The 14,076-nt window shown below is 59.7% G+C and carries 13 protein-coding genes; 4 read left to right on the forward strand and 9 right to left on the reverse strand.

Annotated elements, in window-relative coordinates; translation table 11 throughout:
- From BFQ04_RS07715 to BFQ04_RS07730, 4 genes are all read right to left on the reverse strand, one after another.
- A complete protein-coding gene (locus tag BFQ04_RS07715; protein ID WP_065950299.1) occupies positions 1 to 396 on the reverse strand; it encodes a PIN domain-containing protein in 396 nt (131 codons plus the stop codon).
- Positions 393 to 650 (reverse strand): AbrB/MazE/SpoVT family DNA-binding domain-containing protein, encoded by a 258-nt coding sequence (locus BFQ04_RS07720; protein ID WP_065950300.1) that lies wholly within the window; start codon positions 648 to 650, stop codon positions 393 to 395. Before BFQ04_RS07720 ends, BFQ04_RS07715 begins: the two co-directional genes overlap by 4 nt.
- 169 nt (positions 651 to 819) lie before the next feature.
- A complete protein-coding gene (gene ppnN / locus BFQ04_RS07725) occupies positions 820 to 2,193 on the reverse strand; it encodes a nucleotide 5'-monophosphate nucleosidase PpnN (protein WP_065950301.1) in 1,374 nt (457 codons plus the stop codon).
- Between the two features lie 149 nt (positions 2,194 to 2,342).
- Positions 2,343 to 3,167 (reverse strand): aspartyl/asparaginyl beta-hydroxylase domain-containing protein, encoded by an 825-nt coding sequence (locus BFQ04_RS07730; protein ID WP_065950302.1) that lies wholly within the window; start codon positions 3,165 to 3,167, stop codon positions 2,343 to 2,345.
- A 272-nt stretch (positions 3,168 to 3,439) separates the two neighbouring features.
- Here BFQ04_RS07730 and fabV point away from each other — a divergent pair, with 272 nt between their 5' ends.
- Positions 3,440 to 4,633, forward strand: coding sequence for an enoyl-ACP reductase FabV (gene fabV, locus BFQ04_RS07735; protein ID WP_065950303.1), 1,194 nt, complete (start codon positions 3,440 to 3,442; stop codon positions 4,631 to 4,633).
- Between the two features lie 66 nt (positions 4,634 to 4,699).
- Here the strand turns inward: fabV and BFQ04_RS07740 are convergent, their stop codons facing one another.
- Together BFQ04_RS07740 and BFQ04_RS07745 are read right to left on the reverse strand one after the other, a co-directional pair.
- A complete protein-coding gene (locus BFQ04_RS07740; protein WP_065950304.1) occupies positions 4,700 to 5,893 on the reverse strand; it encodes an anthrax toxin-like adenylyl cyclase domain-containing protein in 1,194 nt (397 codons plus the stop codon).
- Between the two features lie 159 nt (positions 5,894 to 6,052).
- Positions 6,053 to 6,958, reverse strand: coding sequence for a LysR family transcriptional regulator (locus BFQ04_RS07745; RefSeq protein WP_065950305.1), 906 nt, complete (start codon positions 6,956 to 6,958; stop codon positions 6,053 to 6,055).
- A 101-nt stretch (positions 6,959 to 7,059) separates the two neighbouring features.
- On the opposite strand from BFQ04_RS07745, the gene BFQ04_RS07750 reads away from it, so the two are divergent.
- The gene (locus BFQ04_RS07750; RefSeq protein WP_065950306.1) at positions 7,060 to 8,229 is read left to right on the forward strand and encodes an aspartate aminotransferase family protein; all 1,170 of its coding nucleotides are present in this window, start codon (positions 7,060 to 7,062) and stop codon (positions 8,227 to 8,229) included.
- A gap of 57 nt (positions 8,230 to 8,286) precedes the next feature.
- Here BFQ04_RS07750 and punR read toward each other — a convergent pair whose 3' ends face one another.
- On the reverse strand, positions 8,287 to 9,195 hold the full coding sequence (punR, locus tag BFQ04_RS07755; protein WP_065950307.1) for a DNA-binding transcriptional activator PunR: 909 nt from the start codon (positions 9,193 to 9,195) through the stop codon (positions 8,287 to 8,289).
- A 122-nt stretch (positions 9,196 to 9,317) separates the two neighbouring features.
- Between punR and punC the strand changes: the two genes are divergently transcribed.
- Complete coding sequence (gene punC, locus BFQ04_RS07760) at positions 9,318 to 10,502, forward strand: purine nucleoside transporter PunC (RefSeq protein ID WP_065950308.1); 1,185 nt, start codon at positions 9,318 to 9,320, stop codon at positions 10,500 to 10,502.
- 63 nt (positions 10,503 to 10,565) lie between these two features.
- Here punC and BFQ04_RS07765 read toward each other — a convergent pair whose 3' ends face one another.
- Positions 10,566 to 11,399 (reverse strand): nucleoside-binding protein, encoded by an 834-nt coding sequence (locus BFQ04_RS07765; RefSeq protein WP_065950309.1) that lies wholly within the window; start codon positions 11,397 to 11,399, stop codon positions 10,566 to 10,568.
- 158 nt (positions 11,400 to 11,557) lie between these two features.
- Here BFQ04_RS07765 and BFQ04_RS07770 point away from each other — a divergent pair, with 158 nt between their 5' ends.
- Positions 11,558 to 13,060 (forward strand): nucleobase:cation symporter-2 family protein, encoded by a 1,503-nt coding sequence (locus tag BFQ04_RS07770; protein ID WP_065950310.1) that lies wholly within the window; start codon positions 11,558 to 11,560, stop codon positions 13,058 to 13,060.
- A 36-nt stretch (positions 13,061 to 13,096) separates the two neighbouring features.
- On the opposite strand, the gene BFQ04_RS07775 is transcribed toward BFQ04_RS07770, so the two are convergent.
- Complete coding sequence (locus BFQ04_RS07775; protein ID WP_065950311.1) at positions 13,097 to 14,029, reverse strand: proline iminopeptidase-family hydrolase; 933 nt, start codon at positions 14,027 to 14,029, stop codon at positions 13,097 to 13,099.
- Positions 14,030 to 14,076 lie beyond the last annotated feature (47 nt).

Here is a 14,076-nt window from a genome sequence, read left to right on the forward strand (position 1 = left end):
TCAACCAATGCGCTTCATACCCGTCGCCTTGACCGCGTTGAGGTCGAAGGTGGCGGTGTACTCGCAGCCGGCCGCATGGGCGCAACGCTCGATCAGGCAGTCGGCAAAGTCTGCCTTGTTCGCCACGAACTTGCGCAGCGCCTGCCAGATGATATCGGCGTGCTCAACAGTGAGCTCGCGCGTGTGCAGCAGGGTTTCCAGCACCATCACCACATCGCTCTTGGCTGATTGATAGCAGGACTGCAGTACCCACACCAACTCCACAATGGTCACCAGGCTGACAAAGCCCGGTGACGCGGCAGTCAGTGATTCGATCAGTCTGGACGCCTTGGCTGATTGCACCGGCTCGTCCTGGGTGACGTAGCGCACCAGCACGTTGGTATCCAGGCCGATCATCCGGCTTTTGCTCCCTGGGCCGCGATGGCTTGGTTCATGTCCTCGATGGACACCGCATTGGCAGGCTTGCGAATCAGACCCTTGAGGTCGGTGACGGTTTTGCTCGCGGCGATCATGGAAAACATGCCGTCTTCCATTTCGACGAATTCCACCCGGTCGCCTGTTTCCAGGCCGAGGGCTGTCCTGACCTGGACAGGGATGGTGATTTGCCCTTTTGATGTAAGCGTGGCGGTTGCCATAGTGAAGATCTCCATCGTGATATTCCTTACCTTAGGGTAAGGAGTGATAGAGGACAATATCCGTTGGTCCATGGGTTGCTCGCAGGTGTGGGTGAGTCGGTACTAAAACCCTAGTCCGAACCCTCGATCCCCACACCTTTGGCCATGCGCCAAACCGATACAAACTATGACCGGCCGCGCCGGCTCATTGCACCACGCGATAGCACGGCACATACGCCGCGCCGCCCGGTAGCTTCATGCGGTGCTGGGCGACAAACGCCTTGAGCAGCTCATCCAACGGTTTCATGATCGCCGGGTCGCCATGAATCTCGTACGGACCGTTTTCTTCGATCAGGCGAATACCTTTGTCCTTCACGTTACCTGCAACGATCCCCGAGAACGCGCGACGCAGGTTCGCCGCCAGTTCATGGGGCGGTAACGCATGGCTCAGCTGCAGGCTGGCCATGTTTTCGTGGGTCGGGTCGAAGGGGCGCTGGAAACCTTCGTCGATCTTCAACAGCCAGTTGAAGTGGAACGCGTCGTTGCGCTCGCGCCGGAACTGTTTGACCGCCTTGAGCCCTGCGGTCATCTGGCGCGCGACTTCGGCCGGGTCGTCGATGATGATCTGGTAATGCTTCTGCGCCGCTTCGCCGAGGGTAGCGCCGACGAACGCGTGCAGTTGTTCCAGGTAGGGAGCCGCATGTTTGGGCCCGGTGAGCACCACCGGGAACGGCAGGTCGCGGTTGTCCGGGTGCATCAGGATGCCCAGCAGGTACAGGAATTCCTCAGCGGTGCCCGCGCCGCCGGGGAAGATGATGATGCCGTGGCCGACACGCACGAAGGCTTCCAGGCGTTTCTCGATGTCCGGCAGGATAACCAGCTCATTGACGATCGGGTTCGGCGCTTCGGCGGCAATGATGCCAGGCTCGGTCAGGCCCAGGTAGCGGCCACTGGTGATGCGTTGTTTGGCGTGGGAAATGGTCGCGCCTTTCATCGGCCCTTTCATGACGCCGGGGCCGCAGCCGGTGCATACGTCGAGGCTGCGCAGGCCCAACTCGTGCCCGACTTTCTTGGTGTATTTGTATTCTTCGGTGTTGATCGAGTGGCCACCCCAGCACACCACGATCTTCGGCTCGACCCCCGCGCGCAGCGTACGGGCGTTGCGCAGCAGGTGGAACACGTAGTCAGTGATGCCCTGGGAGTTGCTCAGGTCGATGCGCTGGCTGTCCAGCTCGTTCTCGGTGTAGACGATGTCACGCAAGGCGCTGAACAGCATTTCGCGCGTGCTGGCGATCATCTCGCCATCGACGAAGGCGTCGGCGGGAGCGTTGAGCAGTTCCAGGCGTACGCCGCGGTCTTGCTGGTGGATGCGCACTTCAAAGTCTTTATAGGCATCGAGGATGGTCTTGGCGTTGTCGATATGCGCGCCGGTGTTGAGGATCGCCAGGGCGCACTGGCGAAACAGGGCATAGACGCTGCCGCTGCCGGCTTCACTCAGTTGCTGGACTTCACGTTGTGACAGGGTTTCGAGGCTGCCCTTGGGGCTGACGGCGGCGTTGATGACTTGACGTTGGGGCATTCTGATTCCTTGAAAGCACAGCCACCGCATCCACGAAAGACGCGATGGCTTGAGAATGATGGGCGCCGTATACGGTCGCACGAGACGGTTATTTACCTCAGGCGCAAGGCCGAGCGCAAATACCGTCCAGCACCATCATGCCGCAGAACTTACTGGATCAGCTTCCAGTTTTTGTAGAAAACCCGACGCAGGGTAAACACCAGGCCGGCAAAACCCGCGATCACGGCGTTAAGCACGGAGGGCACCCGGGTTGGCCGCACGATATCAATGAACAGGCAGTAACGTTTCGCATCGTTCTTGTTGAAAGACGCATGCATCAGCGTGTCATCGAAGATAAACAGCGGGTCGTCGTGCCAGTAGTGCTTGTGCTTGCCCACCTGGATATACACGCCTTCATGGTGCGGTGCCGGCGCCATGTTGTAGAGCACACGGAACATCATGCGCAGGGGCCCGAAGTGGAACGACGTCGAGCGGTTCTCATTGAACACCGACACGCCGATGGTCTTCACGAAGGGCAGTTTCTTGCGCAGTTGCGGGATGTTCAGGGCGGTTTCGATGGGCCGACCGTACCACTGGAAAAACAGCATGCCGCGTTTCTTCTCGGCCATGCGGGCGTCCAGGTAACCGATGATTTCTTCCTTGCGTGCCATGGCGTCGTTGATGACCTGTTGCAGGTCTTCGCGCCATTCGGGCGGCAGGTCTTGCATCGTGTAGACATGCCGGTTGCGGGCGCTCAAGAGGTCGAGCAGGGTGTTGAACGGCGCCAGCACCCAAGTGTTGCGGCCGTTGCCGATGAAATATTTCTTGATGGTGTTGCGGTCGTAGAGGCCGTTACGCAAAAAATCATAAACACCGCAGAGCACCACCAGCAGCAGAAACACCAGGCAGGTGCGCGGAAAACAGTAGATCAATAGCAGAACGCCGACGACCCAGGCGAGGGACACCAGCTTTTTGCCGACAGCGTTTTTGCTCATGAAACCTGGCTCCAAACCTGAAACATAATGAAACAATATCGTCATCATAGGGGTTTCTGTCGTCCTTGAGCGTTTTAAATAGTTCGAAAATTGTTAAGTCGGTGCACAGTTTGTAACGGACATCAGGGCTGTCAGGGTCTGCGGATTGAATTTTGAGATCGGAAGATTTGCGTCTATCGTGACGCTTCGGTTTTTCAGGCGTCATAGACCGGTACGATTGAAGTTGAATGGCCACCATTGGCCTTCGGCACCTTGGAAGAGGCAGAATTTTTATGATCATCAAACCGCGGGTTCGTGGCTTTATCTGTGTGACCGCTCACCCTGTTGGCTGTGAAGCGAACGTCAAGGAACAGATCGACTACGTGACTGAAAACGGCACCATTGAAGGCGGCCCCAAGAAGGTGCTGGTCCTCGGTGCTTCCACCGGCTACGGCCTGGCCGCGCGCATCAGTGCTGCGTTTGGCTGCGGCGCCGATACCCTGGGCGTGTTTTTTGAGAAAGAAGGCGAAGAAGGCAAGTTGAGCTCCGCTGGCTGGTACAACAGCGCGGCGTTCGAGAAGTTTGCCGTGCAAAAGGGCCTGTACGCCAAGAGCATCAACGGCGACGCGTTCTCCGACGAGATCAAGCGCCTGACCATCGAAACCATCAAGAAAGACCTGGGCAAAATCGACCTGGTGGTCTACAGCCTGGCCGCGCCACGCCGTACCGACCCACAAGGCGTGGTGCACAACTCCACCCTCAAGCCGATCGGCAAGGCTGTGACCCTGCGTGGGATCAATACTGACAAGGGCGTGGTGGTCGACACTACGCTGGAGCCGGCGACCCAGGAAGAAATCGACGGCACCGTCAAAGTCATGGGCGGTGAAGACTGGCAGCTGTGGATCGACGCCCTGCGTGACGCCGATGTACTGGCCGAAGGCGCCAAGACCACCGCGTTCACCTACCTGGGTGAGAAGCTGACCCAGGACATCTACTGGAACGGCTCCATCGGCGAAGCCAAGAAAGACCTGGACAAAAAAGTCCTGACTCTGCGCGACAACCTCGCTGCGCTCAAGGGCGACGCCCGTGTGTCGGTGCTCAAGGCCGTGGTCACCCAGGCAAGTTCAGCAATCCCGATCATGCCGCTCTACCTGTCGCTGCTGTTCAAGGTGATGAAAGAGCAGGGCACTCACGAGGGCTGCATCGAGCAGGTGTACGGCCTGTTCAAGGACAGCCTGTACGGCAGCGAGCCGAAACTGGACGCTGACGGCCGTCTGCGTGCCGATCTGGCCGAGTTGGAGCCAAAGGTTCAGGACGCCGTGGCGGCGCTGTGGAACCAGGTTACCGACGACAACGTCAACGAGATCAGCGATTTTGCCGGCTACAAGGCTGAGTTCCTGCGCTTGTTCGGTTTTGAGGTCGATGGCGTGGACTACGAAGCGGACGTGAACCCGACCGTCAAGATCAACGGTCTGGTTCAGGCGTAATTAAATGATGCAACGGTGGCGGCCTCGATAACTCGATTATCAGGCCGCTGCTTGCTGCTGCCGATATCAGGCATATCTGGATTCAGCCAGGCGATGTTTTGCCTGGGTGAAGTCTGATCGCCGGATATTCACCAGCTCATTCTCCCAGAGAGGATTGAGCGGCACGTGAAAACCGCTGTCTTTGGCGGTTTTTATCAGCTCAGCCATTTCCCTGCTGTCATGGATGATGCTTATTTCATCGAATCTGCCTAGTTTTGACGGCAGGAAAAACGTCGCCGGGTAGTTCGCGGCCACTTCCGTCGCCGGGCTGCCCGAGTCCGCATTGTGGTGGACCACCCGCTCTGCGTCCCCGACCAGCGTTTGATTGATGATGCCGATCATCTCCCGTATTCGCGGCGTGGCATTGCCTAGATCGGCGTCCTCTTTCTTGTAGAAATTCGCTGCGCTGGCAAAGTCTGCGCGCAGCTCCTCCGGCACCTGTTTATACGCATTGATTCGTTCCTTGAACACGCTGTGAGCGACATCCGGTACCGGGAGCTTATCCTGGGCCCCGTAGTCACTGAGGTGCGGTGCGACCATGTGCAGATCGTAATCGGCAGTCAACGGCTTGCCCTCTGCCTGTTTGGCCAGTACTTCAAGCGGCTTGCCCTGGTGGGTGATCAGATAAGTGTCGGCGTCAGGCGAAACAGAACGGGCTTGAAATGTATAGCGTTGCCCGCTCGGCCCTTGGGCGCTCAATTTCAGCGTGCCTTCCTCACCTGTTGCGGCCAGTTCAGTGATATGGCCTAGGTTCACCAGTTCATTGAGGCGATGGCTCGAGAGTTTCAGCGGGATCGGGACTGCGTGGCGTCGCTCGACGCACTCCAGAATCTGCGCGTTGGCCTTGGCGACTTTTTCCGGTGCGCTCTCCAGCTTGCTGAATGCCTGGTCGGTACAGATCAGACCTGCCTGCGGCCCCCAGTTGGCACTTTTGCCCTTGATGTGGAAGTCCTTGGTGGGGTGTCCGGCTTCTATCAGTCCGGTAGCCACGGACTCGACTGGACGTATGCCGATGATGGAGTTGGTGGTTGCCGCGATCTGTTGCAAGGGTTCAAGGTGGCTCGAAACTATCCCTGTTTGCTTTGTTACCCGCTCGATCAGGGTCTGGCGCGGGCTGTCGGACTCCCCGGCAACGCTGTGTTCCTGAAGGGACTGATTGCGTTGCAAGGCTTCCAGGCTGAGTGCGGAAGGTGATGTAACACTGAGACTCGTGGCTATCATCGGAATACCCCTATGTCACGTCTTGCGGCAGTGTTGGGTGATTCCGTTCAGTCAACGTTTTCCTTGATAGGGCTGACATTAAAAGAGATTGGCCCCGGATGGGGAGGTGTGGTGAACATTCAGAACGATCCTACTCGTGCCTGCCTTCTGCTGCGCCTCCTAGCGCGCCCACTTCTCCATGACAAAATCGACCAAGGCCCGCAGCTTGGGCAGGCGATAACGGTCTTGGCGATACAGCAGGTGCATGGGGCGGCTGGGGAGGTTATAACCGGTCAGCAAGGCAACCAGCTTGCCGCTCTCCAGGTCCGGTTGCACCAGGGCATCAGCCAGCATGATGATGCCCATGCCGTTTACCGCCGCCTGACGCAAGCCTTGGGAGCTGTTGATGGTCAATGAGCCGGCCACCGGAACCTCTACCTCGCCTTCGTCCCCCGTCATGCGCCACAGTTTGTCGGTGTCGCGCCAGTTGTCGGTCGCAGGGTAGGCGAAAGCCAGGCAGTCGTGATGCTGCAGGTCAGCCGGAGTCTGCGGCGTGCCACGCCGCGCCAGGTACGCAGGGGACGCGCAGAGGGTGAGGGTGTAGGCCTGCAGGGGTCTGGCGATCAGGCTGGAGGTTTCCAGTTCGCCGAGGCGGATCGCCACATCGAAGCCGCTGTCGACCAGGTCCATCCGCTCATTGCTCAACACCACATACAGGTTGATCAGCGGGTAGCGCTGGGAAAACTCGCTCAAGGCCGGCACGAGACGTTCGGTGCCGAACACGGGCGGCGCGGTGATACGCAGGCTGCCTTTGGGCGCTTCGCTGTGAATCTGCTCCGCCAGTAGCTCGGAGTCGGCCACCAGCCCCAGCACTTCCAGGCAGCGCTGATAATACTGCCCGCCAAATTCCGTAAGGCTCTGTTTGCGAGTGGTGCGTTTGAGCAAACTGACGCCCAGTCGGTGCTCCAGCGCACGCAGATGGTTACCGACCATGGTCGTCGACATCCCGCACTCGTGCGCGGCGGCGGTCATGCTGCCGGTCTCGACGACTTTCACATACACCGACATGGCCTGGAACAGATCCATTATCAAGTCCTGGTTTAAAGTAATTGTAGGAATTCGCAGTTTATCCAGCTGTGGTGGCTAACGATACTCAAACACCACAACGATGCACTGGAGCCCGCCCCATGACTGCCGCCTGCCTGATGAGTACCTATCAACCCTTGGCCCTGAGTTTCACACGCGGTTTGGGCACGCGTCTGTGGGACCAACAAGGTCGCGAGTACCTGGACGCGGTCGCGGGCGTGGCCGTGACCAATGTCGGCCATTCCCATCCCCGGCTGGTAACGGCCATCAGCGAGCAGGCCGGCCTGCTGTTGCACACCTCCAACCTCTACAGCATTGACTGGCAACAGCGTCTGGCCCTGCGCCTGACCCAACTGTCCGGGCTTGACCGCGCGTTCTTCAACAATTCAGGCGCTGAAGCCAATGAAGCAGCGCTGAAACTGGCACGCCTGCATGGCTGGAAAAAAGGCATTGAGCAGCCCTTGGTGGTGGTGATGGAGAACGCTTTCCACGGGCGCACGCTGGGCACCATGGCGGCCAGTGACGGGCCATCAGTGCGCCTTGGATTTCAACGTCTGCCGGGGGATTTTCTGAAGGTGGGTTTTGGTGATCTGGACGCATTGAAGCGCATCACCCAACAGTTGGGTACGCGCATCGCCGCCGTGCTGCTGGAGCCGATCCAGGGCGAAAGCGGTGTGTTACCGGCACCGCCCGGCTACCTGAAAGCCCTGCGTGATCATTGCACGCGTCACGGCTGGCTGATGATGCTTGATGAAATACAAACCGGCATTGGCCGTACCGGTGCCTGGTTCGCCTTTCAGCACGAGGGCATTGTCCCCGACGTGATGACCCTGGCCAAAGGGCTCGGCAACGGTATACCGATCGGCGCCTGCCTGGCCCGCGCCGGCGTCGCCGAACTGTTCACGCCAGGCAGCCATGGCAGTACGTTCGGTGGCAACCCGCTGGCGTGCCGCGTCGGCTGCACGGTGCTGGACATCATCGAAGAGCAGGGGCTGTTGCACAACGCTGCGCGGCAGGGCGAGCGCTTGCTCGATCGCTTGCGCATGGAACTCGATGGGCACCCGCAAGTGCGGGCGATTCGTGGCAAAGGCTTGATGATCGGGATTGAACTGGCCAGCCCTTATCGCGACCTTGCCCAACGTGCCGCCCAGGAGCACGGGCTGTTGATCAACGTCACGCGGGGCAAGATCATTCGCCTGTTGCCGCCGCTGACGTTGCACAGCAAGGAAGTGGAGATGATCGTACGAGCCATCACCCGACTGCTGGCTTGAAATGCAGCCAAATGTGGGAGGGGGCTTGCCCCCTCCCAGAGAGTTCTGCGCTGCTTTTCAGATTCCATTCAACCACTCCTGGTTCAGGGTCTCGGTATCCCCCAGGTACTCCAGCAACCACGCCATGGCCGGGGACAGTTTGTTCTGTGCCCAGGCCACGCAGGATGGGCTGGCCGGGAAGGGGCGGTGCAGTTGCAGCGCCACCAGTTCGCCGCGCTCGATCCACGGCAGCACCTGGTGCGCCGGGGCCATGCCGACGCACAAACCATCGCGCAGGCAATCGAGCGCCGAGGACCAGTTGGGCACCACCAGGCGGCGCTGGTTGTCCAGGGTCCAAGTGTCCCGTTTGGGCAGGTTGCGCGAGGTGTCGGTCATGCACAGGGAGGCAAAGGGGCGCAGTTGATCGTCACTGAGCAGGCCGCTGACCGTTGCCAGGGGATGCTTGGCGCTGACCACACACAGCCAGTTCAACAAGCCCATGTCACGAAAGCTGAAGTGGCTGGCCACCGGCACCGCGCTGGTGGCGCCGATCACAATGTCGGTGCGCTCGTCCGCCAGCGCATCCCACACACCGTTGTACACCTCGTACTCCAGCAGTAATTCCACTTCGGGGAACTGTCGATAGAAGTCCAGCACCAGTTGCCGACAGCGTTGCGGCTTGACGATGGAATCCACCGCCACCTTCAGCTGACCGCTCCAGCCATTGGCCACTTGCTGGCACAGGCGCCGGGTGCCGAGCATTTTTTTCATTACCCCGCGGGCTTCGTCGATAAACAGGCGGCCGGCGGGCGTCAGCTCCACGTCACGGTGGCGTCGTACAAACAGCGGCACCGCCAGCCACTCTTCCAACTGACGCACCGTATAGCTGATGGCCGACGGCACGCGATGCAGTTCCTGGGCGGCGGCGCTGAAACTGCCGTGGCGTGCGACGGCATCGACCACATCCAGGGAATATTCGGACCACATGGCAGCTGCCTTCAAAATTATTGATCAGACTGTCCAATTATTATCGCTTCACAGGAAAACTACCAGCTTCATAATGGGCGCCAGTCAGCAAATAGTTTGATGGCAGGTTCTACAAGGCTTCAATGAAAAACTCATTTGGTTTCACTTGGTATCTGGCGGGGCTGAGCATGCTCGGTTATCTCGCCATGGACATGTATTTGCCGGCGTTTGGCGCCATGGGCGAGCAGTTGCAGATTGGCGCCGGGGCCGTGGGCGCCAGCTTGAGCATTTTCCTTGCCGGTTTTGCGCTCGGGCAGCTGCTGTGGGGGCCATTGTCCGACCGGCTCGGGCGCAAGCCGGTCCTGCTCATGGGGTTGAGCCTGTTTGTGCTGGGGTGCCTGGGCATGTTCTGGGTGCAGACCGCGCCGCAGCTTTGGGCATTGCGCTTTATGCAGGCGATCGGCGTGTGCTCTGCGGCGGTGAGTTGGCAGGCCCTGGTGATTGATCGCTACCCGGCGGACAAGGCTCACCGCGTGTTCGCCAGCATCATGCCGCTGATGTCGCTGTCGCCGGCGTTGGCGCCGTTGTTGGGCGCGATGGTGTTGAATCATTTTGGCTGGCAGGCGATTTTTGGCGTGTTGCTGGGGGTGTCGCTGCTCCTGCTGTTGCCGACGGTGTTCCTGCGCAGCGCGCCGAAGCGTCAGACGCACCAACCCGTGCGCCTGGGCTATGCACAGCTGTTCACTTCACGGGTATTTACTGGCAACGTCATGATATTTGCCGCCTGCTCCGCCAGTTTCTTTGCCTGGCTGACCGCTTCGCCGTTCATCCTCGGTGGCATGGGCTACAGCCCGAGTGACATCGGCCTCAGTTACGTGGTGCCGACCCTGGCCTTTCTTGTCGGCGGCTACAGTTGCCGCAGCGCCTTGCAGCGCTTGCCGGGCAAGACCTTGCTTCCGTGGTTGCTTGCTTTCTATTGCCTGAGCATGGTGGCGTTGTACCTGGTTGCAACCCTGACAGTGCCGACCCTCACCACCTTGCTGATTCCGTTCTGCCTGATGGCGCTGTGCAACGGGGCCAGCTACCCGATCGTGGTGGCGAATGCGCTGATGCCGTTTTCGGAAAACTCCGGCAAGGCGGCGGCACTGCAAAACACTCTGCAACTGGGCCTTTGCTTCCTGGCCAGCTTGTTGGTGTCGTCAATGATCGAGCAACCGTTGTTGATCACGGTGATGGTGATGCTGGCGACCGCGCCGTTGGCGGTGTTGGGTTACTGGTTGGCGCGGCCGAAGGCGCAGTGCTCTGAGCTGGCAACTGATCTGAAGTGACAATGCGGTCGAAAATGTGGGAGGGGGCAAGCCCCCTCCCACATTTGGATTGAGTTTCTTCAGCTAGAACGTCACTTCCATGTTCAGCGTCGGCGTTGATGTACGGCTGCCCCGACCGCCGTCCACGCCGAACTTGTTATGCCAGTATTCATAGCCCACGCCGAGATACAGGTTCGGCTTGACGCTCTTGCCCGGCCGCACCGCCACCATCAATGCGGTGCGCATCAGGGCTTCCGGCGCGGTATCGCGGCCATGATAGTCCTCGCCTTTCTCCCCCACGTAATTGATGAATCCCTGGAATTTAGCCGCATGGCTGGCGATCTCGAACGGGCGCATCCAGGTCAGGTTGAGCATGTAGGTGTCGTCGAAGGTGTGGTTCGATTCCCTGGCGCCGGGAATCCCGGTGTGGTTCTTTTCCTTGTAGTACATCAGGCTCAGGTCCAGCACACCGACGGTGCCCCATTTCAACGTAGGGCCGATGACCAGAGCGCGTTTTTTCGCGCTGGCGAAGTTGTTGTTGCGGTTCGCATCGAAGCCCAGTGTCAGTGCGTAATCCTTGATCAGCCCGGTACCCTGCGGCATAGCCAATACCCGTGAAGCGTAGAGCTGATGGCGGTACACCGCGTACACCTCGCTGCCACCGCGGTCGGTGCCCTTGCGTGGGTCCTTGCTGTCGGACAGGAACACATCGAGATTCAGAAAATTGCTGCCGTATCGGTAGCCGCTGGCGTGGGTGAAGCTGTAGATGCGCTTGCTGAAGTCGTCGGGGTTGTTCGGGTTGGTGAAGTGTTGGCCGTAGCGAAAACCTACGCTGTTGTTCATCCATTCCACTGCGACAGCCTCCCCGCCGCCGAAGAGGGTCAATGCGACGGTTGCGCCTTGCAATGCCTTTTTCATTCTGTTGGGTCCTTTGGCGTTCTGGCTCGTGACGGCCGGATTGTTTTTGTAACGCCGCGGCAGGGTATCTTGTCTGAATGATTGTATACAACTCTATGGACATACAGTCTTAACATTGCATACAGTGAGCGCACAACAAAAACAGAGATCCCCTCACCATGACTATCCCGAAGGCGTCACCGCAGCGGCCCGAAGATGAAAATCTGGGCGTCGCCGCCAACATGGCTTACGGCCTGCAGCATGTGCTCACCATGTATGGCGGCATCGTTGCCGTACCGTTGATCGTCGGCCAGGCGGCCGGGTTGTCGCCAGCGGATATCGGCCTGTTGATCGCCGCGTCGTTGTTTGCCGGTGGCTTGGCCACGTTGCTGCAAACCCTTGGCCTGCCATTCTTCGGGTGCCAGTTGCCGCTGGTGCAGGGCGTGTCGTTCGCCGGTGTGGCGACCATGGTGGCGATCGTCGGCAGCGACGGGGCAGGGGGCGTGCCGGCGATTCTCGGCGCGGTGATGGCCGCGTCGTTCATCGGTTTGTTGATCACCCCGGTGTTCTCGCGCATTACCCAGTTTTTCCCGCCGCTGGTGACCGGTATCGTAATCACCACCATCGGCCTGACCCTGATGCCCGTGGCGGCGCGCTGGGCCATGGGCGGTAATAGCCGCGCGGCGGACTTCGGCAGCATGTCGAATATCGGCCTGGCTGCACTGACGCTGGTGCTGGTGTTGCTGCTGAGCAAAATCGGCAGCGCAGCCATCTCGCGCCTGTCGATTCTGCTGGCGATGGTAATCGGCACGGTAATCGCGGTGTTCCTGGGCATGGCCGACTTCTCCGGCGTGACCCAGGGGCCCATGTTCGGCTTTCCCACGCCGTTCCATTTCGGCATGCCGACCTTTCATGTGGCAGCGATCATTTCCATGTGCATCGTGGTGATGGTCACCCTGGTGGAAACCTCGGCGGACATTCTGGCAGTGGGTGAGATCATCGACACCAAGGTCGACTCCAAACGCCTCGGCAACGGCCTGCGCGCCGACATGCTGTCGAGCATGTTCGCGCCGATCTTCGGTTCATTCACGCAGAGTGCGTTCGCCCAGAACGTCGGCCTGGTGGCGGTTACCGGGGTGAAGAGCCGTTTTGTGGTGGCAACCGGCGGGGTGTTCCTGGTGGTGCTTGGCCTGCTGCCGTTCATGGGCCGGGTGATTGCCGCCGTGCCTACCTCGGTGCTCGGCGGCGCCGGCATTGTGTTGTTCGGCACGGTGGCGGCCAGCGGTATTCGCACCTTGTCCAAGGTGGATTACCGCAACAACATGAACCTGATCATCGTCGCCACGAGTATCGGTTTCGGCATGATTCCCATCGCCGCGCCCAGCTTCTACGACCAATTTCCCAACTGGTTCGCGACCATTTTCCATTCGGGCATCAGCTCGTCGGCGATCATGGCGATCTTGCTCAACCTGACGTTCAACCACTTCACCGCCGGTAACTCTGACCAGCAGTCGGTATTCGTGGCGGGGACGGAGCGCAGTTTGTGCTTTCGCGACGTGGCGGCGTTGCGCGATGGCGATTACTACCGGGGTGGCAAACTGTTCGATGCCGAGGGCAAGGAGATTCCACTGGTGGCGGATATGCCGAAGAGAACAGTGAAGGCTGAAACCAGCAAGGTCTAAATGTGGGAGGGGGCTTGCCCCCTCCCACATTGGAAATCAACTGGCTTTGAGTGCTGCGTGCCGTACTGAACATACTTCATCCAAGAACTTCACCACGGTCCCCATGCATGCCTGGCGTTCTTCTACGTGGGGCATGTGGCTGGAGTCTTCGAACAGCGCCCAGCGCACGTCCGGGATTTCGTCCAGGAAAGGCTTGACCACCAACGGCGTGGCCTCGTCGTGCCGACCGGAGATCACCAGGGTCGGCACGTTGATCGCAGGCAAGCGACCGATCACGTTCCAGTCCTTCAAGCTGCCGATCACATGGAACTCCGTCGGGCCGCTCATGGCGTGGTACACCGTCGGGTCGGCATCGACCTGGGCGAAGGTGCGTGCGACTTCTTCCGGCCACGGGTTGACCCGGCACACATGCTGGTCGTAGAAGATCCGCGAGGCGGCCTGGTATTCCGGGTCCTGGTAGGTTCCGGCGGCTTCATGCTTGAGCAAGGTTTCATGCACACCTTCGGGCAACAGCTTGCGCAGTCGATTGGCCTCGCTGACCCAGGTGCGCATGCACGTCGGTGAGTTGGCCGGGATAAAGGCACGCAGGCCCTTGGGCTGCAGAATCGCATGTTCGCTGCCGAGCATGCCGCCCCAGGATTGCCCGAGGATCGCGTAGTTGTCGCTGATGTGCAGGTGGTCGAGCAGGTTGTTCAACTCATTGAGGAACAGGTCGACGGTCCAGAACGATGCCGGTTTTTCCGGCAGATGCGTTGAGCGACCGTTGCCCAGCTGGTCGTAGTGAATCACCGCATGGCCGCTGGCGGCAACGTCCTTGAACGCGTCGACGTAATCGTGGGTGCAGCCGGGGCCGCCATGGATGATCACCAGCGGTGTGCGGCCTGTGGCCAGCTCACCGGTGATGCGATACCACGTCTGATAGGCGCCGAAGGGGGCGTAGCCTTCGCGGACTTTGTCGATGAATTCCATTTCGTACCCTGCTCTGAAAAAAGGATCAGGGCTACGATAGTCTGCAC

This window comes from Pseudomonas sp. 37 R 15, from assembly GCF_900004865.1.
In the GTDB taxonomy this organism is placed as follows: domain Bacteria; phylum Pseudomonadota; class Gammaproteobacteria; order Pseudomonadales; family Pseudomonadaceae; genus Aquipseudomonas; species Aquipseudomonas fluorescens_AM.

Excerpts from the sequence above, each read along its gene's own strand:
- BFQ04_RS07715 (WP_065950299.1), bottom strand. The coding sequence starts at position 396 with ATGATCGGCCTGGATACCAACGTGCTGGTGCGCTACGTCACCCAGGAC.
- BFQ04_RS07720 (WP_065950300.1), bottom strand. The coding sequence starts at position 650 with ATGGAGATCTTCACTATGGCAACCGCCACGCTTACATCAAAAGGGCAA.
- ppnN (WP_065950301.1), bottom strand. The coding sequence starts at position 2,193 with ATGCCCCAACGTCAAGTCATCAACGCCGCCGTCAGCCCCAAGGGCAGC.
- BFQ04_RS07730 (WP_065950302.1), bottom strand. The coding sequence starts at position 3,167 with ATGAGCAAAAACGCTGTCGGCAAAAAGCTGGTGTCCCTCGCCTGGGTC.
- fabV (WP_065950303.1), top strand. The coding sequence starts at position 3,440 with ATGATCATCAAACCGCGGGTTCGTGGCTTTATCTGTGTGACCGCTCAC.
- BFQ04_RS07740 (WP_065950304.1), bottom strand. The coding sequence starts at position 5,893 with ATGATAGCCACGAGTCTCAGTGTTACATCACCTTCCGCACTCAGCCTG.
- BFQ04_RS07745 (WP_065950305.1), bottom strand. The coding sequence starts at position 6,958 with ATGGATCTGTTCCAGGCCATGTCGGTGTATGTGAAAGTCGTCGAGACC.
- BFQ04_RS07750 (WP_065950306.1), top strand. The coding sequence starts at position 7,060 with ATGACTGCCGCCTGCCTGATGAGTACCTATCAACCCTTGGCCCTGAGT.
- punR (WP_065950307.1), bottom strand. The coding sequence starts at position 9,195 with ATGTGGTCCGAATATTCCCTGGATGTGGTCGATGCCGTCGCACGCCAC.
- punC (WP_065950308.1), top strand. The coding sequence starts at position 9,318 with ATGAAAAACTCATTTGGTTTCACTTGGTATCTGGCGGGGCTGAGCATG.
- BFQ04_RS07765 (WP_065950309.1), bottom strand. The coding sequence starts at position 11,399 with ATGAAAAAGGCATTGCAAGGCGCAACCGTCGCATTGACCCTCTTCGGC.
- BFQ04_RS07770 (WP_065950310.1), top strand. The coding sequence starts at position 11,558 with ATGACTATCCCGAAGGCGTCACCGCAGCGGCCCGAAGATGAAAATCTG.
- BFQ04_RS07775 (WP_065950311.1), bottom strand. The coding sequence starts at position 14,029 with ATGGAATTCATCGACAAAGTCCGCGAAGGCTACGCCCCCTTCGGCGCC.